Origin of the sequence: Citrobacter sp. Cf125 (assembly GCF_030333935.1) — a bacterium.
In the GTDB taxonomy this organism is placed as follows: domain Bacteria; phylum Pseudomonadota; class Gammaproteobacteria; order Enterobacterales; family Enterobacteriaceae; genus Citrobacter; species Citrobacter freundii.
On sequence record NZ_JAOWEY010000023.1, the window covers coordinates 50,747 to 70,733 of the forward strand.

At 54.4% G+C, this 19,987-nt stretch carries 14 protein-coding genes; 4 read left to right on the forward strand and 10 right to left on the reverse strand.

Going from position 1 to position 19,987, the window contains the following annotated elements; all coding sequences use genetic code 11:
* Positions 1-131: 131 nt before the first annotated feature.
* The 10 genes from iolB to OGV89_RS10755 form a co-directional block, all read right to left on the reverse strand.
* Positions 132-950: a 5-deoxy-glucuronate isomerase gene (gene iolB, locus OGV89_RS10710; RefSeq protein WP_086529933.1), complete on the reverse strand. Its 819-nt coding sequence runs from the start codon at positions 948-950 to the stop codon at positions 132-134.
* 9 nt (positions 951-959) lie between these two features.
* Positions 960-1,850, reverse strand: a complete 891-nt coding sequence (gene iolE / locus OGV89_RS10715; protein WP_003845952.1) for a myo-inosose-2 dehydratase — start codon at positions 1,848-1,850, stop codon at positions 960-962.
* 14 nt (positions 1,851-1,864) lie between these two features.
* Entirely contained in the window at positions 1,865-3,769 is a 1,905-nt protein-coding gene (locus OGV89_RS10720; protein ID WP_032938051.1) for a bifunctional 5-dehydro-2-deoxygluconokinase/5-dehydro-2-deoxyphosphogluconate aldolase, read from the reverse strand.
* 12 nt (positions 3,770-3,781) lie between these two features.
* Positions 3,782-4,915 (reverse strand): Gfo/Idh/MocA family protein, encoded by a 1,134-nt coding sequence (locus OGV89_RS10725; RefSeq protein ID WP_003845956.1) that lies wholly within the window; start codon positions 4,913-4,915, stop codon positions 3,782-3,784.
* Positions 4,916-4,923: 8 nt separating this feature from the next.
* Positions 4,924-5,952 (reverse strand): ABC transporter permease, encoded by a 1,029-nt coding sequence (locus OGV89_RS10730; RefSeq protein ID WP_003839791.1) that lies wholly within the window; start codon positions 5,950-5,952, stop codon positions 4,924-4,926.
* An 11-nt stretch (positions 5,953-5,963) separates the two neighbouring features.
* On the reverse strand, positions 5,964-7,511 hold the full coding sequence (locus tag OGV89_RS10735; RefSeq protein WP_003839789.1) for a sugar ABC transporter ATP-binding protein: 1,548 nt from the start codon (positions 7,509-7,511) through the stop codon (positions 5,964-5,966).
* Positions 7,512-7,564: 53 nt separating this feature from the next.
* Positions 7,565-8,494 carry a substrate-binding domain-containing protein gene (locus tag OGV89_RS10740; RefSeq protein ID WP_003845958.1) on the reverse strand — a complete coding sequence of 310 codons (930 nt, stop codon included), beginning with the start codon at positions 8,492-8,494 and terminating at the stop codon, positions 7,565-7,567.
* Positions 8,495-8,532: 38 nt separating this feature from the next.
* Positions 8,533-9,519 (reverse strand): inositol 2-dehydrogenase, encoded by a 987-nt coding sequence (iolG, locus tag OGV89_RS10745; RefSeq protein WP_003845960.1) that lies wholly within the window; start codon positions 9,517-9,519, stop codon positions 8,533-8,535.
* 343 nt (positions 9,520-9,862) lie between these two features.
* Positions 9,863-11,788, reverse strand: a complete 1,926-nt coding sequence (iolD, locus tag OGV89_RS10750) for a 3D-(3,5/4)-trihydroxycyclohexane-1,2-dione acylhydrolase (decyclizing) (RefSeq protein WP_003845962.1) — start codon at positions 11,786-11,788, stop codon at positions 9,863-9,865.
* Between the two features lie 11 nt (positions 11,789-11,799).
* Positions 11,800-13,305: a CoA-acylating methylmalonate-semialdehyde dehydrogenase gene (locus OGV89_RS10755; protein ID WP_286558622.1), complete on the reverse strand. Its 1,506-nt coding sequence runs from the start codon at positions 13,303-13,305 to the stop codon at positions 11,800-11,802.
* A 293-nt stretch (positions 13,306-13,598) separates the two neighbouring features.
* Here OGV89_RS10755 and OGV89_RS10760 point away from each other — a divergent pair, with 293 nt between their 5' ends.
* From OGV89_RS10760 to OGV89_RS10775, 4 genes are all read left to right on the forward strand, one after another.
* Complete coding sequence (locus tag OGV89_RS10760) at positions 13,599-14,453, forward strand: MurR/RpiR family transcriptional regulator (RefSeq protein ID WP_003839777.1); 855 nt, start codon at positions 13,599-13,601, stop codon at positions 14,451-14,453.
* A 244-nt stretch (positions 14,454-14,697) separates the two neighbouring features.
* Entirely contained in the window at positions 14,698-15,264 is a 567-nt protein-coding gene (locus OGV89_RS10765; protein WP_286558624.1) for a Slp family lipoprotein, read from the forward strand.
* Positions 15,265-15,544: 280 nt separating this feature from the next.
* Positions 15,545-16,699: an efflux RND transporter periplasmic adaptor subunit gene (locus OGV89_RS10770; protein WP_003845970.1), complete on the forward strand. Its 1,155-nt coding sequence runs from the start codon at positions 15,545-15,547 to the stop codon at positions 16,697-16,699.
* 28 nt (positions 16,700-16,727) lie between these two features.
* On the forward strand, positions 16,728-19,844 hold the full coding sequence (locus OGV89_RS10775) for an efflux RND transporter permease subunit (RefSeq protein ID WP_160179886.1): 3,117 nt from the start codon (positions 16,728-16,730) through the stop codon (positions 19,842-19,844).
* Positions 19,845-19,987 lie beyond the last annotated feature (143 nt).

The following is a 19,987-nucleotide window of genomic DNA, read 5'->3' on the forward strand; positions in this document are numbered from 1 at the left end:
TTATTCTCATAGCCAGGCGAGCTATGAGAATAATGAGCACTTAAATAGTACCAACCGTCATCCCATCCCTCCCATTTTACTGATCAAGAAGAGGGAAAAACGACTCGCTTTTAACAAAGCCATTCAAAACCTTACTTATCAACTGGATACTCGCGATTAATCCACGCATGTTCCTCTTCCCAGGTGAACATCCATTTGCGTACCGGGCCCGCCATCACGTTGAGGTAGTAGCTGTCATATCCTGCCAGGGTTGCCACCGGGTGATACCCTTTTGGCACCATCACCACATCGCGGTTATAGACTGCCATACACTCGTCAAGCGATCGGTCGTCGGTGTATACCCGTTGCAGACAGAATCCCTGCGGCGGGTTGAGGCGATGGTAGTAAGTCTCTTCCAGATAGGTCTCCTGCGGCGGATTGTCGGTATCATGCTTGTGACTTGGCCAGGAACTGGTACAGCCTTCGTTGGTCCACACTTCCACCACCAGCAGGCTATCAGCAGGTTTATCTTCCGGTAAAATGTTATGCACATAACGCTGGTTGTGACCTTTGCCGCGCGCTTCCCCGTCGATATCCTTAGGTGCGATCAGCCGTGTTGGGTGTGTGCCTTTCCCCGGCGCAGCGCAGACCGCCAGCTCCAGTCTGGTCACCGCCTGAACCTGTATGGTTTCACCAGCGGTGACATAGACCGCCCACGGTTTGATCCGTTCGAACGGGCTCATCCGCTCGCCGATATCAGTAAAGGTTGCACCCGGCGTGGTGATGGTCGCGCGTCCGGCGACCAATACCAGACAACGTTCTTCGCTGACGGCGGGCAGCGTAAGCTGCTGCCCCTCTTCCAGTTCGTACGCTTTAAAGCCAACATATTCCCAACCGGCGCTTTCCGGCGTCACTGACTGCGTACGCCCCTGCGCGTCCGGCTGCTGCCAACGTGATAATAAACGTGACATATCACCTCCTCAGATAAGACCAGCGTCACGCGCCAGACGGCTAAGGTTGTTATAGCCCAGACGCGCATACGTCAGCGGATGCGCGATGGCCGGATCTTGCTCCGCCTCCACGACTAACCACCCCTGATACTGGTTCGCCTTCAGCAAGGCCATGATCGGCGGATAGTCAACGCAGCCATCACCCGGCACTGTAAAGACCCCACTCAGTACCGCATCGAGAAAGCTGGTTTTGCGATTTTTGACATCCGCCAGCACGTCGGCACGCACGTCTTTACAGTGAACATGGTTGATACGCGATGCCCAGCGCTGCGCCACCGCCAGCGGATCGGCCCCGGCGAAGGTCAAGTGTCCCGTGTCGAGCAGCAATCCAACTTCATCACCGGTATTCGTCATCAGATTACCCACATCTTCAGCAGATTCAATCACCGTTCCCATGTGGTGGTGATAGGCAATCTGTACCCCCTGCTGCTGGGTATAGCGCGCAAACTCGGTGAGCTTTTCACCGTATTCTTGCCAGCGCTCTTGCGGGAAGCGCGGACGCAGATGTACCGGCGTCTGCTGCTCGCCGTGAATGCAGCCACTGACTTCGGCAAAGACCAGCACCTTGGCCCCCAGCTCGCGCAGTAACGTCAGATGTGACTGTACGGCGGCAATCTCCTCCTCCACGCTGCGTTCCAGCAGACGTCCGGAGTACCAGCCGGAAACCAGTTGCAGGTCGTGACGCTGCAAAATGGGGCCGAGCAGTCGCGCCTCGCGCGGGAATTTATTACCCAGTTCGAAACCAGCAAATCCGGCCTCTTTGCCCTCGCTCAGACAAGTATCAAGCGACGTCTCAGCGCCCAGTGAAGGAAGATCGTCATTCGTCCATGTCAGTGGATTAATACCTAATTGTACAGTCATTATCTTCTCCTGAATTATGCTTGTCCGCGCTCGCGCCACCAGGCGATAAGCTGCAGGTAGTTATCTTTAATGCGCGCCACCAGTTGCGCATCGTCAATATCGTGTTTCAACCACGCGCGGGAAGCGTCGCCAAACAGCGTGCGTCCCACGGCAAATCCTTTCACCACCGCATGACCCGCAGCCGCTTTGAAATCCGCGCGCAGTTGCTCTGCCGGTGCGTCCAGACCAAGGATCACCACGCCACGGCAGTGCGGATCGCGCCGTTCGATAATGTCACTCAACGCCGTCCAGCCAGCAGAAGTCAGCGGTGGGAGTTTCCACCAGTCGGGGTAAATCCCTAAGTTGTAGAAGCGGGAAATAGCGCGCAAATACAGTTCATCACTGCGCGGCATACTGGCCGGCAAAATCACCTCCAGCAGCAGCTCATGACCAGACTGGCAACAGGCGCGGTACACCTCGGCGATTTTCTGTTCTTGCTCCAGACGCAACGCGTGGGCATCTTCCGGATGGAAAAAAACCAGACACTTCACCACATGTTCCTGCGGCCAACTGATGAGCTGCGAGCCAATATTGCCGTGTTCCATCTCCAGCGGGCGAGATCCCGGCAGTTCGATAGGGCGACCTATCCACCAGCCCTCTCCGGTTATCGAATTCAGCGCATCCTGACCAAACGTACCGTCGCAAAGCAGCCCGGCCTTGCCCTCCAGCCCGGCGCTGTTGGCCGCTTCACGGCTGGCCTGCAAAATAAGCTGTTTCAATGCCGGAATACGCTTCAAAGACGCACCGCACTGTAGCGCCATCTCTTCAAGCTGACTGCGGTGATCGAAAGCCATCACGCACAGTTCCGGCCATGTGCGACGGCGAGTCGTCACGCGATGCAAATGGTTGAGATGCGGATCGAGATCCGGACGCGGAACCTCCGCAGCACGAGAAAGATAATCATCTAGCTCAACTTTGCTCGGCATCGCCGGCGCACAGCCGTGACGCGATACCACCAGCGCACCACAGGCATTAGCATAGCGGCACGCCTGCTCCCAGCCCTCATCGTTCAGGTAGCCGCGCAGCAGGCCGGACATAAACGCATCCCCCGCCCCCAACACGTTCAGCACCTCCACGCGTACGCCGGTCACCGTCAGGCCATCGTCCAGCCGGGCCGGGATCGCGTCGGTATACACCGAGCTACCGAGCGCACCGCGCTTGCAGACCAGCGTCGCGTTACTCACGCCGCGAACCTGCGACAGCGCCTGCAGCGTATCGGTACTGCCGCCCGCGATATGAAACTCCTCCTCGGTGCCGACAATCACATCAAAAAGATGCAACACCTCCTGCAACTGACGGGTGACCTGATCGGCGGCGATAAAACGTGTTTCGCCGTCGCCTAAGGATGTAAGCCCCCACAGCACCGGGCGATAGTCGATATCCAGCGCCGTACGCACGCCGTGACGCCGGGCGTAAGCGAGCGCCGTCAACACCGCCTCGCGGGTTTGCGGATGAGAAAGATGCGTCCCGGTGATGGCAAGACAACGAGCAGAAGCGATGTACTGTTCATCAACATCGCTGGCGGTAATCGCCATATCCGCGCAGTTATCACGGTAAAAAATCAGTGGGAAGGTGTCCCGGTCTTTAATGCCGAGTAGCACCAGCGCTGTCAGGCGGTCTTTATCGGTAATCAGATGGCTGGTATCGCAGCCTACCTGATTTAATTCTTCACGCAGGAAACGCCCCATATGTTCGTCGCCAACCCGCGCCAGCATTGATGAACGCAGTCCCTGCCGCGCCGTTCCGTAGGCCACGTTGCCGGACGATCCGCCAAGATATTTGGCAAAGCTCGACACATCTTCCAGGCGTGCGCCAATCTGCTGACTGTAGAGGTCAACCGCCACGCGGCCCATGCATATCACATCAAACTGCTTTTCCACGTTGATACCTCTTCAGACAATATCGTTCACATTCAGCCAGCGGCCTTCCAGGTGCGAGAGTGCGATAGCGTCAAGCACACGCGACACCTTCCAGCCCTCTTCGAAGTCCGGCCACATCGGCGCATCGGCGGCAATGCCGTCCACCAGGTCGCGCACTTCCACAGTTTTCTGGTCGTTAAAACCGATACCATGCCCGGCTCCCATGCAAAACGCGCCGTAGTCCGGATGCGAAGGACCAACCAGTAAAGTGCGAAACCCCTGGCGGTTGACCGGATCGTCATGCAAATAGAGCTTCAGCTCAGCCATGCGCTCCTGGGTAAAACTGATGGTTCCTTTGGTCCCGGTAATCACATACGACAACCCCATCTTGCGGCCACAGGCGACGCGGGAGGTTTCAATCACCCCTTGCGCACCGCCTGCAAAGCGCACCATCGCGTGGGCCTGATCTTCGTTCTCTACCGTCACCATTTGCGAGGAACCGACTTGCGCCGGACGCTGTGGCACCACGATCTTCAGGTCGCCGCAGACCTGATGAATATCGCCAACCAGGTACTGCGCCATATTGACGATATGCGCCGCCAGATCGCCAAGTGCCCCCAGACCCGCCGTTTCTTTAAAACAGTGCCAGTGGATCGGCGCAAGCGGATCGGCCATGTAGTCTTCGTTGTGGGTGCCGTAGAAATGGATCACCTCGCCAATTTCGCCGCGCTCAATGATCTCTTTCGCCAGCTGCGCCGTTGGGTTCTTCATATAGTTGAACCCCACCAGGGTTTTCACTCCTGCCCGCTGTGCGGCCTCAACCATTTCACGCGCGTCGTGGGCGTTCAGCGCCAACGGTTTTTCCGAGTACACATGCTTGCCATGGCGAATCGCTTCCAGCGCCATCTCTTTATGCAGATGGTTGGGAGAGCAAATATCCACGACATCAATGGCCGGGTCGGCCACCAGCGCACGCCAGTCTCCGGTTGAGCGATTGAAGCCAAACGCCTGCGCCCGCTCGGCGGCCAGCTCCGGAGAAACTTCCGCTACCATTTCACGCACCAGTTTGCCGCGCAGGTTAAACACCGTCGGGGCCTGGGCATAGGCGATAGCGTGCGCCTTGCCGATATACCCGGTGCCAATCAATCCAATACGAACTTCTTTCATCATGATCCTCACAGTGCGCCGCGACGGCTCTTGGCGTAGGTATCGAACGCCACCGCCAGAACGATAATTAAGCCGGTAATAATTTGTTGGTAGTAAGCCGAGACGTTCATCAGCACCAGACCGTTAATCAGGATGCCCATGATGATCGAGCCGATAATGGTGCCGCCGATACGCCCGTACCCACCCATCAGCGACGTGCCGCCAATCACCACCGAAGCAATGACGCGCAGCTCAAAGGAGATCCCTGCGACCGCTTCCGCACTGCCTAAACGCGCACTGAGGATGAAGCCCGCCAGCCCAGCCAGACAGCCAATCAATACGTAGACGCTCACCAGCACGCGCTTCACATTGACCCCTGCCAGACGCGCCGCCTCCGGGTTGCCGCCGATGGCGTACACGAAGCGCCCCCAGCGGGTTTTATGCAGTGCCAGGTAACCGCCAATAGCGACCAGAGCAAAGATCCAGATTGGAATCGAAATACCGAGCAGCTCGCCGCGTCCCCACCAGCGGTATCCCGCGTCGAAACCGGCAATCGGCGCGCCGTCGTTGATCACCAGCGTCAGGCCGCGCCAGATGGTCATCCCACCGAGGGTGACGATAAACGGCGGAAGACGCAGGCGGGTCACGCCGAGGCCATGCAGAAAACCAATCGCGGTGCCCATCGCCATACAGATGCCAAGGCCAATCAGCCAGCTCATGCCGCCCCAGGCGTTCGGATCGACGGTGGTGAAGTTGTCGCCCTTGATCACATACGCAGCGGTCATAGCGCAGACCGCCAGGATAGAGCCCACCGACAGATCGATGCCGGCAGTCAGAATGACAAACGTCATCCCCACCGCCATGATTCCGTAGATGGAGACTTCGGTCAGAATGTTGAAAATGTTGCGTTCAGAAAGAAAATTGCTGTTCTGCAACTGAAAGAAAATCAGCAGCAGGATCATAAAAATCAGCACCCCAAAGCGCTCAAAAAAGGCAATGGGATCAAGACGTCCACCGCGTTTGGCTGGAACCTGCGTTTTAGAAATAATCTGCGTCATGAGTCACTCCGTTATGCCGCATTCAAGGCGTTATGGTTGATGGCCATCATCGTCATTAGCCGCTCTTCGTTGGCGTCATCGCCGTGGATCTCGCCAGTCACCCGACCTTCACTCAACGTGATGATCCGATCGGAAACCGCCATGACTTCCGGCAGATCGGAGGAGATCACAATCACCGCCACGCCCTTTTTCGCCATATCAAACAGCACCTGATGGACTTCTGATTTGGTGCCAACATCGATGCCGCGCGTCGGTTCATCCACAATCAACACCCGAGGGTTAAGCGCCATGCAGCGCGCGAGGATCACTTTTTGCTGGTTTCCGCCGGAGAGCTTGCGCACCTCCTGCGCACTGTTGACCATTTTGATCTGCAGCGCCTGGCGGTAAGACTCAATCAGGGCATCTTCTTTGCGGGTATTCACAAACCAGCGCCAGTGCAGCAGTGACGACAGGCTGGAGAGCGACAGGTTGTCGCGGATCGACAGTCCCAACACTGCACCCTCTTTTTTACGATCTTCCGGTACCAGCGCCAGCCCCTGATCCAGCGCAAACAGCGGATCGCGCGGCTGATACGGCACGCCATCAAGTTCAAAGCTGCCGGAGGTAAAACCGTCGGCGCCAAACAGGCAGCGGGCCACTTCGGTGCGCCCGGCACCCACCAGTCCGGCAATACCTAATACTTCGCCAGCATGCACGTGGAAGCTAATGTCGTGCAGCGCGATGCCATGCGGATCCAGCGGCGGTTTTTCGCGGCTAAGCCCCTTCACCGCCAGACGCACAGGTTTATCTTCATGGTGAGTTTCGCTGGCCGGGCGGCGATTAAAGGCCACATCGCGCCCCACCATCAGGCGGATCAGCTGTTCTACGGTGGTCTGTGCAACCGCGCCATTCCCGGTGAATCGTCCATCCTGAAAAACGGTGAACTGGTCGCAGAGTTGAAAAACTTCATGCAGGCGATGGGTGACGTAGATAATGCTCACGCCACGCCCTTTAAGTTCCCGCACCACCCGGTGCAGACTTTCTACTTCGCTGTCGCTCAGCGCGGCGGAAGGTTCGTCCATGATGATCAGCTTCGCGTTCAACGTCAGCGCCCGCGCAATTTCCACCATTTGCTGCTGCGCCACGCTCAGTCGGGCCACGGCTGTGGTTGGCGCAACGTTCAGTTGCAGGTAATCCAGAATGACCTGCGCCTCCTGATTTACCGCCTTTTCGTCCACAATCAGATTGCGTTTACGCGGTTCGCGTCCGAGGAACATATTCTCGGCGACGGTCATATTGGGCAGCAGATTAAATTCCTGATAAATCGTGATAATGCCCTTGTTCTGCCGCTCAACCGGAGAGTCTTCTACCGGCAATGTTTCGCCGTTGAACCAAATATCCCCGCGTGTTTGCGGCTGTGCGCCCGCCAGCGCTTTCAGCAGGGTCGATTTTCCGGCACCGTTCTCACCTAACAGCGCATGAATCTCGCCTGCTCCGACAGTCAGTTGTGCGCTGCTCAGCGCCCAAACGCCGGAAAAGCTTTTCGCCAGGTCGGTCACTTTCAGTAAGGGTTGCGACATCGGTCTGCTCCTCCTCATAGAGAGCCGCCACTTGCGCGGCGGCTGCGGACATATCAGTTACCGGCCTCACTAATACGCTCGGCCTGCTGCAGGTTCTCTTTGGTGATAAGCGTTGGCGGGTAGTCAGCCCCGGTGATCGCGGTCTTCTCACGGACGTTATTCACCAACTGGCTCATGGCCGTTTTCACCGCAAAGCCAGGACGTTGATCCGCCGTCACTGCCAGCCAACCGTCGCGCACACGCGCCAGTGCTTCCGGCACGGCATCGAATCCCGTGACCAGAACTTCACCCGGCTTCAGTCCTTGTCCCTGTAACGCTTCAATCGCGCCCAGCGCCATATCGTCGTTAGCGGAGAGGATCACCTGTGGGCGTTTCGGCAGCGAAGGCAGCACGCTTTCAACAATGCGCATCCCTTCAGAACGCATCCAGTTACCCGTCTGGTCGGCAACGATCTTGTACTTTTCACCGCCCGCCTTCAGGCTGTCGCGAATACCTTTAGTACGTTCAATGTTGGAGGAGGAGCCTGGCTGGCCGGTCAGCAGAATAATGTCTGCCCCGTCTGGGAATTTGGTTTTGACAAAGTCGCCAATCGCCTGGCCGCCTTTGTAGTTGTTCGCGCCGAAGTGCGGCACTTTTTTCTGGCTGTCAACGGAGCGGTCGAGCGTGACCACGGGCAGTTTCACATCCTGAATTTCATCTACCGCGCTGGATACCGCGTTGACATCGTTCGGCGAAACAATAAAGCCCTGTGCGCCACGAGTTATGGCGTTTTCCAGGTCAGCGACCTGTTTTGGCGAGCTACCCTGCCCGTCCAGGACCTGTAAATTCACGCCCATCTCTTTTGCGGCTTTCACCGCCGTGCGCTGCATGTGAACTTCAAATGGCATCGCCAGGTTTGGCGTACTGAAAACAATTTGCTCGTTTTCAGCAATGGCTGCCCCGGATGTCATGGCGATGAGGACAGCTAAGATCAATTTTTTCATTATTATGTCTCTCTGTGTAGGGTAGGTTGTGGTGACAATCAGAGGAGAACTTCACGCTGGCTATGCAGTGACTCCAGCGCTTTATCCGCCAGATACAGCGCACGCTCGCCATCGTCCCCGCTGCAATCAGGGACCGCTTCGCCGCGCAGTACCGCAACAAAGTGTTCCCATTCCGCGGCATAGGCCGATTTATAACGCTGCAGGAAGAAGTGTTCAGGTAACGCGCTGGTGCAGCCCTGTTTGCCGTAGTGCTGCACCTGGTTTTCGAGAATATTGCCCGCGCACAGCAGCCCTTCAGAGCCGTGCAGCTCAAGGCGCTGATCGTATCCGTAAGAAGAACGGCGGCTGTTGACGATGGTCGCCATCGCGCCGGAGGCGTATTTCAGTACGATGAACGCGGTGTCGATATCGCCCGCTTCGCCAATCGCCGGATCCACCAGATTGCTGCCCTGGGCATACACCGAAACCGGCTCTTCGCCCATGATAAAGCGCGCCATATCAAAATCGTGGATGGTCATATCGCGGAACATACCGCCGGATACGCGCACATATTCCGCAGGCGGCGGCGACGGATCGCGGGAGATGATCAGCAGCGATTCCGGTTTACCGATACGCCCGGCCAGTGCGTCAGTTTTCACGCGGCGAAACTGCGGATCGAAGCGGCGGTTGAAACCGATAAACAACGGTACGTCGTACTCTTTGACCACTTTCAGACAGTCGCGTACACGGGCCAGATCCAGGTGGACCGGCTTTTCACAGAAGATGGCTTTGCCGTGGCGTGCGGCCATTTCAATCAGATCCGCGTGGGTATCGGTCGCGGAGGCAATCAGCACGGCGTGAACGTTAGGGTCCGTCATCGCCTCATCCAGGCTTTGCAAACGAGCCTGGTACTGTGTGGCAAGACGAGTGGCAAATTCCTGATTCGGGTCGACGACCGACCAGAGGGTAGTAGCACTGTGACTGGCAATGTTAGCTGCATGTACCTGGCCAATTCGGCCAGCGCCCAGTAAAGCAATGTTAAACATAACGGCTCCCGGTGTTGGTGAATGCGATGAACTAACGACTCCTTAAATAAAACATTTATTTCATTTTTATAAATAGTGAAAATTATGTTTTTGGGTGCAAGTTAACACTTTTGAGATGATCGAGATAAAATTTGTTATCAATATCACAACATAAAGACAGGAAAGATGAAGGAATTGGCCCCCTTCCGTTCAGGAAGGAGGTGATGGATGAAGAGAAAGGAAAAATGAAATGAAAATTTCGTTGTCGCAGGTTGCCGGATGACGACGCTAACGCCTTATCCCGCCAGAAGGTAGAATCCGCTGTAGGCCGGATAAGCGCAGCGCCATCCGGCATTAATCGCTTTTAGTACTGACGTGCGTTTTTCACCTGCTCAAACGTCTGCTCAGCCGCTTTTCGCACCGACGGAGAGTCTGCCACCTGCGCATCGCCAGTGCGCCACCAGGAGGCATAGTCGTGGGTCATGGTTTTCGGCAGAACTTTGATATCCAGCAGCACAGGCCCTGAATGCACACGGGAGGCTTCCAGCGCCGCCAGCAGACTTTGCTCGTCATGTACGCGCCATGCCCGACAGCCGTAGCTTTCCGCGTTTTTGGCAAAATCGACCTTCACCAACGGTCCATCTAACCGTCCGGTTTGCGGGTTGCGGTGGCGGTTTTCCGTACCGAAACTCCCCATCCCATGCCCCATCTGCAGGTTGTTAATGCACCCGAAGCTGGCGTTATCAAACAACAGGATAGTGACTTTTATCCCCTCCTGAACGGCGGTTTGTAGCTCGGAATGCAGCATCATGTATGAGCCATCCCCCACCATGGCATAAACCGGCTGCCGTGGCTTCGCCAGCCTGGCTCCAATAGCAGCCGCAATTTCATAGCCCATACAGGAGTAGCCGTATTCCAGGTGATAGCTGTCCGGGGTTTTGACCTGCCAGATACGCTGTAAATCGCCAGGCAGCGATCCAGCGGCCCCCACGACGATAGCGTTATCTTCAATGTGCTGATTGATAAGTCCCAGCACCTTCGTCTGGGTCAACCGGGTGTTTAGCGTGTCGCCATATTCCGCTAACTGAGCGTCAAGATGCCCTGCCACTTCGGGTTCGTCGTCGGGACGCCAGTCGCGATCCCATAAACGTTGGCACTCATCGCGCCAGGCCTCTTGCGCCTGCGTGACCTCCTTCCCCCAATCGCTGCGGTAGTCTTTCAGCGTTTCAGTTAACGCCGTAAGCCCGGTACGGGCGTCGGCGATAAGCGCGGTGGCATCAAGCTTCAGCGCGTCAAACTCCGCCACGTTCAGCAGCAGGAACTCAACCTCCGGATGAGAAAACAGCGCTTTCGAACCGGTGGTAAAGTCGGTGAGGCGCGTACCGATGCCGATCACCAGATCGGCTTGCGGTGCGAGCTGATTCGCTGCCATCCCTCCAGTTACCCCAATGCCTCCGAGGTTAAGTGGGTGGTCACTAACCAGTGCGCCTTTTCCGGCCTGAGTTTCGGCAAACGGCAGTTGCAGCGTTTCAACAAACGTACGAAACGCCTCATGCGCGCCGGAATATCGTACCCCGCCGCCGCATACCACCAGCGGACGGCGTTTGCGGGCAATCAGCGCCCGCGCCATCGCCAGACGCTGTGGGTCGGGCGGTCGACGTTCAATCAGATGAACGCGGCGCGCAAAGAAACTCTGTGGATAGTCCCAGGCTTCTCCCTGTACATCCTGTGGCAGGCAGATAGTCACGGCACCAGTATCTGCGGGGTCAGTAAGCGTTCGCATCGCGTTTAGCATCGCACTCATTAACTGCTCCGGGCGGTTAATCCGGTCCCAGTAACGCGAGACCGGGCGGAAGCAGTCGTTGGTGCTGATGCCAAGGTCATGGTATTGCTCAATTTGCTGCAATACCGGGTCCGGCTGACGGCTGGCGTATACATCCCCGGGCAACAGCAACAGCGGAATACGGTTCGCCGTTGCGGTCGCCGCGGCAGTCACCATATTCGCCGCTCCCGGCCCAACCGATGACGTCACGGCAAAAATACGCTGGCGCCGATGCTGTTTGGAGAATCCGGTCGCCATGTGCGCAATTCCCTGCTCATTACATCCCTGCATCACCTGCAAATGACCGGGATCCTGCTCCAGCGCCTGGCCAATGCCAAGCACATTACCGTGACCAAAGATGGTGGCGACCCCCTCGACAAAGGGCGTTTCCACGCCATCGACAGAGATATATTGTTGATTAAGGAATTTGACCAGCGCCTGAGCCATGGTCATACGTTCGGTTTGCATAAACCCTCCTGTCAGCCCAGCGTTGGCATGGAGAACGCTGCCCCTGTGTCCTGCAGCATCTCCGGCCAGCGTGCGGTGACGGTTTTCATCCGGGTGTAGAAGCGCACGCCATCATTGCCGTGAACATTGAGCGCCCCAAAAATGGACCGCTTCCAGCCGCCAAAACAGTGGAACGCCATCGGCACCGGAATAGGCACGTTAACGCCCACCATGCCCGCCTGCACCTCTTCGCAGAAACGACGCGCACAGCCGCCATCACGTGTGAAAATTGCCGTGCCGTTACCATATTCATGACGGTTAATCAATTCCACCGCGCTGCTGTAATCTGCTACGCGCACCACAGAAAGCACCGGTCCAAAAATCTCTTCTTTATAAATGGTCATCTCCGGCGTGACGTTATCAAACAGGGTCGGCCCAACAAAATAACCCTGCTCATGGCCTTTAACGCTAAAACGTCGACCATCCACGCGCAGACTGGCTCCTTGAGATTCCCCACTGTCGATATACCCGAGCACTTTATTCCGATGTAACGAGGAGATAAGCGGTCCCATTTCGTTTTCCGGTGTCTGATCAAGCCCCGGCCCGACACGCAGCGCCGCAATCTGTTTTTCCAGTCTCGAGCACAGCTCATCTGCCGTTTTATCACCCACCGCCAGCACGACAGAAAGCGCCATGCAGCGTTCACCCGCCGCGCCGTAAGCGGCCCCCATAATGGCGTTGGTCGCCATATCCATGTCGGCATCCGGCATTAAAATGCAGTGATTTTTAGCACCACCTAACGCCTGGCAACGCTTGCCATGGGCTGACGCTGTCTGATAAATGTATTCCGCAATCGGCGTAGAGCCGACAAAGCTCACGGCTTGCACGCGCGGGTCAGTCAGCAGCACGTCGACGGACTCTTTATCTCCCTGTACGACGTTGAACACGCCGTCCGGCAGGCCCGCCTCTTGCAGCAGTTTCGCCAGAGCCAGGGCGAGAGAAGGATCTTTTTCCGAGGGTTTCAGCACAAAGGTATTCCCGGTTGCCAGCGCGATGGGGAACATCCACATCGGTACCATTGCCGGAAAGTTAAACGGCGTGATCCCGACGCAAACCCCGAGAGGTTGCATCAGCGAATGGCTATCGACGCCGGTGCCTACATTGGCTGAGTGTTCGCCCTTTTGCAGATGTGGGATGCCGCAGGCAAACTCCACCACTTCCAGGCCACGGGTCAGCTCACCAACTGCGTCAGAGAACACCTTGCCATGCTCTTCGCTGATGATGCGAGCCAGCCTCTCCATGTTTTCTTCCAACAGCGCCTTAAAGCGGAACATCACTCGCGCACGTTTTAACGGAGAATGGCGCGCCCACCCGGGGAATGCGTCGTGCGCTGCCGCAATGGCCTGCTCGGTTTCCTGTGTCGTACTCATCACCACCTGGCGGATCTGCTCGCCGGTGGCCGGGTTGAAGATTGCCTGAACGCGCTGGCCTGAACCGGTGACACATTCGCCGTGGATAAAATTCGCTACTGTCTCCATCCTTAACCTCTCGCTGTTGATACGTGACTGTTACCTGAACACTGTTATCTGTGTACTATATATGAAACAAACATTCCATTTTAAGTTGAAATAAAATAAATAATGATTAATGTGATCAAGGATGGGTTTTTATGTTAACAAGCGGAATCGCATGATTAGCGTGCACTGGCAGAACGTTTCAGCGAACGGCAAACCTGAAGCTTTTGTTTCGTTTTTACAGCCAGATGAATGAGTGACATTTCAAAGACGCGGTTTTGCGTTTAGAATCATAAAACTATGTACCAGGAGGTAAAATGACAACAGCAACCAGCCTGAACGAGCTGCAGCAGCAAATCCGCGATCGCTACGATAGCCTGAGTAAGAGGCTGCAGCAGGTGTCCCGCTATGTGCTGGATAATACCAATAGCGTGGCCTTTGATACGGTTGCCGTCATTGCTGAACGTGCCGGAGTGCCACCCTCAACGCTGATCCGCTTCGCCAATGCCTTTGACTTCACCGGCTTCAACGAAATGAAACAGCTGTTTCGTATGAACCTGGTGGAGGAAACCGCCAGCTACAGCGACCGCGCGCGCATGTTCCGTGAGATGGAAAGCGAAGCCGTGCCGGAAACCCCACTCGATATCCTGCAGGAGTTCGCCCGTTCGAATACTCAAGCGCTCCAGCAGCTGGCAGCCCGTGCCGAACCTGAAATGCTGGAACGCGCCGTACAATTGCTGGCAGAAGCCGACACCATTTACATCGCCGGTCTACGTCGTTCGTTTAGCGTCGCCGCCTATCTCACATACGCCCTGAGCCATCTTGAGTGTCGCCCTATTTTGCTCGACGGAATGGGCGGAATGCTGCGCGAGCAGATTAACCGCATTAAAGCGCGCGATATCGTGGTGTCGATAAGCTTCTCGCCTTATGCGGAAGAAACGGTGATGGTCAGCGAAACTGCGGCCAATGCCGGCGCGCGCCAGATCGTGATTACCGACAGCCAGATAAGCCCGCTGGCAACGTTCAGCGATCTCTGCTTTGTGGTGAAAGAGGCGCAGGTCGACGCGTTTCGCTCCCAGTCAGCGACGCTGTGCCTGGTACAGTCACTGGTCGTGGCGCTGGCTTACCGGCTAGGTGACGGGAGTAATGAACGCGGTCATTCTGTCGGTTGATGAGCGCCGCGAAAATTGATGATCCGCTTTATTACATTCCCGCCAGCGTGACGTGAAATCGTGATGTCTGCAGTTACTTTTATGGTCGTTGAAAATATCACCATCATTCAGCGACCGGATAAAATACAATCCGTTATTACCATGAGCTACAATTATATTAATTTTAGATAATCAACAATGCGTGTGCTGACAATAATACGCAAAGGTTTACTATAGCCCTGTCTTTTTTAAGCAGGAAAGTAAAATGAAAAATACAAAAGGGTTGATGATTATTGCCCTTGCTTTCATCCTGGCATCATGTGCCGCCATTCCTGAGAATATCAAAGGTAATAATCAACCCGATATCCAAAAAAACTTTATCTCCGTGCATAACCAGCCCGGTTTATATACCGGTCAGCAGGCCCGTTTTGGCGGTAAAGTCATCAATGTGATTAATACCAAAAAAGATACGTTGCTGGAAATCGCCGTTTTGCCACTGAACGACTCTGCTAAGCCACAAATTGACGCGAGCTATCAGGGACGTATTCTTGCCCAGCAGAAAGGTTTCCTCGATCCAGTAAACTACAGAAACTATTTCGTGACTATTTTGGGAACAATTCAAGGCGATGAGTCAGGATTCATCAACAAAGTCCCGTACAACTTTGTTAAAGTTGATTTACAAGGTATCCAGGTTTGGCATTTAACTGAGTCTGTCAACACCACTTATAATATGTGGGATTATGGTTACGGTGCGTTCTGGCCAGAGCCGATGTGGGGAGCGCCTTACTACGCTAATACAGTAACTCAGGTAACTCCGGAGCTAGTGAAATAATCCCAGAGGTAAGATGGCGCGACTATATTCCGGAGTCAGGTGTTGGCAAACAGCCCTTCTCATTACCCCGCGTTTATCTTATTGCGCCATCCTGCTTCATGAGATCCTTCGCTTAACATGCATTCTTCCTGTTACATATAATTTTTAACCGCTAATTCTTTAGCGAAGAAATGGGCTTTACCCTTCTCATGCCTGACCATCTTTTGTTATTTACCGACAACTCCCCCACCCTGCATGCAATAAAAGAACATTTGTGTTTACACATTATTCAGGGATTACTATGAACAGAAAATGCTTACTGTTGATACCATTATTCTTTAGTAGCGTCATCATCACCGCCTGCGATAATAAACCTGCAGTAAAAACCACCATGGAGCCCGAAGTCGGCGTTGTTACCTTAGTCCCCTCCTCAGTAAATATTAAAAGTGAACTTCCGGGTCGCGCGCTTGCGTTCGAGATCGCCGAAATCCGCCCTCAGGTTGGTGGAATCATCATAAAACGCAACTTTGTTGAAGGTGATAAAGTCAGCAAAGGAGAATCACTGTATCAAATTGATCCAGCCCCACTGCAGGCACGACTGGACTCAGCCAAAGGCGCGTTGGCAAAGGCACAGGCTACCGCCAATAATGTTCGTCTGACACTAAATCGGCAGTCAGCATTAATAAAATCTAATTACGTCAGCCGCCAGGACTATGACACCACGCGTTCACAGCTTGATGAAGCGCAAGCCAATGTTGCCGTCGCTAAAGCGGATCTTGAACAAGCCACCATCAATCTTCGATACGCCAATGTTACCTCGCCCATTGATGGCATTAGCGGCAAATCTTCCGTGACCGTGGGTGCCCTGGTTACTGCTAATCAGGAAAACTCGCTGGTCACCGTTCAGAGATTAGATCCGATCTATGTTGATTTAACGCAGTCAGTACAGGACTTCTTACGCCTTAAAGAAGAGAAAGCCAACGGCAAAATTGCCCAGCAACAAGGCAAAATTCCGGTTGAGCTGATGCTGGAAAACGGCAAACCCTATCGCCATACCGGTACGCTTGAGTTTTCCGATCCCGCTGTTGATGAGACCACCGGTTCGGTAACCCTGCGCGCCGTATTTCCCAATCCTGAAGGTGAAATTTTACCCGGCATGTATGTCACTGCGTTGCTGGACGAAGGCAGTCAACAAAACGTGTTGATGGTCCCCCAGCAAGGAATTACGCACAACGAACAAGGAAAAGCCACCGCGCTGATCCTTGACCAGGAAAACGTAGTGCAACTGCGTGAAATAAACGCAGTGAAGGCCGTTGGTAATCAATGGTTAGTGACCGCGGGATTACGCCCCGGCGATCGGGTCATTGTGTCCGGATTACAAAGAATTCGTCCGGGAAGCAAAGCCCGGGTCCTCCCTTCAAAACTGAGCACACCTGACACGGTAGCTGAACAGTAATATTTCAGGTATTAAGGACACTTTCTTTATGGCCAACTTTTTTATTGAGCGCCCGGTTTTCGCCTGGGTGCTCGCTATTATCATGATGTTTACGGGCGGTATCGCGATAATGAACCTGCCAGTCGCCCAATATCCACAAATTGCGCCCCCAACCATTACCATCAGCGCGGCCTACCCCGGGGCAGATGCAAAGACCGTTGAAGACTCCGTCACCCAGGTGATTGAACAGAATATGAATGGTCTTGATGGCCTGATGTATATGTCATCCACCAGTGATGCGGCAGGTAATGCCTCGATTATCCTGACCTTCAAAACGGGTACATCACCCGATATTGCGCAGGTTCAGGTACAGAATAAACTGCAGCTGGCGATGCCTTCCTTGCCACAGGAAGTACAACAGCAAGGGATCAGCGTTGATAAATCCAGCAGCAATATCTTAATGGTCGCCGGTTTTATCTCTGATAATAACAGCCTGAGCCAATATGATATTGCCGACTATGTGGCCTCGAACATTAAAGATCCGCTAAGCCGCACTGCCGGGGTGGGGAGCGTGCAGTTATTCGGTTCGCAATACGCCATGCGCATCTGGTTGGATCCGCAAAAGCTCGACAAGTATAACCTCACTCCCGAGGACGTCATTACCCAGCTCAAAGTACAGAATAATCAGATATCTGGCGGGCAACTGGGGGGCATGCCTCAGTCAGCCGATCAGCAGTTAAATGCGTCGATAATCGTCCAGACACGTCTGCAAACAACCGATGAATTTGGCAAGATCTTCCTTAAAGTTCAGCAAGATGGTTCTCAGGTTCTGCTGCGCGATGTCGCACGCATTGAGCTGGGTGCGGAAAATTATGCCACGGTTGCACGTTACAACGGCAAACCCGCCGCCGGGATTGCGATTAAACTTGCCGCAGGCGCCAATGCCCTTGAAACGTCCCAGGCTGTTAAACAAGAGCTGAACAGATTATCAGCCTGGTTTCCGGCCAGCATGAAAACCGTTTATCCCTATGACACCACGCCGTTTATCGAAATTTCGATTCAGGGTGTTTTTCATACTTTGATCGAGGCAATCATTCTGGTATTCCTCGTCATGTACCTGTTTTTGCAAAGTTTTCGTGCGACGCTTATCCCCACTATCGCCGTTCCGGTGGTTATCCTCGGCACCTTTGCCATTCTCGACGTCGCCGGTTTTTCGATTAATACGCTCACGATGTTTGGCATGGTGCTGGCGATAGGGTTGTTAGTCGATGATGCTATCGTGGTGGTTGAGAACGTAGAACGTATTATTGCTGAAGAGCACTTGTCTCCAAAAGCGGCAACGCATAAAGCAATGGGCCAGCTCCAGAGGGCGCTGGTTGGTATTGCCGTGGTGTTATCCGCCGTATTTATGCCGATGGCATTTATGAGCGGCGCAACAGGAGAAATTTTCCGTCAGTTTTCCATCACCTTGATCTCCTCTATGCTGCTGTCGGTGTTTGTGGCGATGAGCCTGACGCCAGCACTCTGCGCCATGCTGTTAAAAGCACACGATGACGAGCAGGCAAATACGCATTTTCTGTTTACCCAATTCAATCATTTCATGGAGAAATGCACTCAGCACTACACGGACAGCACCCGAAAACTGTTACGTTGCACGGGCCGTTACATGGTCGTTTACTTAGTCATTGGCGCGGGCATGATGGTGCTGTTTTTACGTACGCCGACCTCCTTTTTGCCTGAAGAAGACCAGGGGGTATTCATGACCACGGCGCAATTGCCCTCAGGTTCAACGATGGTGAACACCAGCAAAGTGCTCGGGGAAATAACGGACTACTACCTGACGAAAGAACAGAAAAACGTTGCTTCTGTTTTCACCGTCGGCGGATTTGGTTTCAGCGGTCAGGGACAAAACAATGGCCTGGCGTTTATCAGCCTGAAGCCGTGGTCAGAACGCGTTGGCGAAGAAAACTCGGTTACCGCCATTATTCGACGGGCAATGATGGCCTTAAGTACCATCAATAATGCCGTCGTTTATCCGTTCAATTTACCCGCGGTCGCGGAATTAGGCACCGCATCAGGGTTTGATATGGAGTTGCTGGATAACGGTAATCTTGGGCATGAAAAAATGATGCAGGCCCGAAACGAGCTTTTGGCTCTGGCCAATCAGTCCTCAGGTGAGGTCGACGGGGTGCGCCCAAACGGCCTGGAAGATACGCCGATGTTCCGCATTCACGTCGACGCCAAAAAGGCTGAAGCTATGGGCGTTGCGTTATCGGATATTAATCAGACCATCTCCACCGCGTTCGGTAGTCGCTATGTCAATGATTTCCTGAACCAGGGGCGCGTAAAAAAAGTGTATGTCCAGGCCGATACGCCGTTCCGTATGTTGCCTGATAATATTAATCACTGGTATGTACGTAATGCCTCTGGCGCGATGACCCCGCTTTCCGCCTACTCATCAACCGAGTGGACCTACGGCTCTCCACGCCTTGAACGCTACAATGGTCAGCCAGCAATGGAAATTCTGGGCCAGCCGGTAGAAGGGAAAAGCAGCGGTGATGCGATGAAATTTATGGCATCGCTGATTAATAAACTGCCCGCAGGCGTCGGTTATGCCTGGACCGGTCTGTCTTATCAGGAGGCGCTATCCACAAACCAGGCACCAATGCTGTACGGCATTTCGCTGATCGTCGTATTTCTGGCGCTGGCGGCGCTGTATGAAAGCTGGTCGATCCCTTTCTCGGTGATGCTGGTTGTGCCAATCGGGGTGGTCGGCGCGTTGCTGGCCACCGATCTGCGCGGCCTGAGCAATGATGTTTATTTCCAGGTCGGCCTACTCACCACGATGGGGCTATCGGCTAAAAATGCTATTTTGATCGTCGAGTTTGCCGTCGAGATTATGCAGAAAGAAGGGAAAACGCCGCTTGAGGCCGCGGTGGAAGCCGCGCAAATGCGCTTACGTCCTATTCTGATGACCTCACTGGCCTTCATCCTGGGGGTAATTCCACTAGCAATAAGCAACGGCGCGGGCTCTGGCGCGCAAAATGCCGTCGGTACGGGGGTTATCGGTGGGATGCTGGCCGCGACGGTACTGGCGATCTATTTTGTTCCAGTATTCTTTGTACTCGTTGAAAATACGTTAGCGCGATTTAAAGCCCGACGTTGATCCCCTGCCCTATCCCTGGGTTTAGATTATTAAATCCAGGGATGGGACTTCATTTGTCAGGCCTACAGTTATTAGCGGGCACGGCTATCCAGCGAGTTTCTCGTGGATAGCGGGGTAAGCATTACGCAGATTTTCTTGTAGGG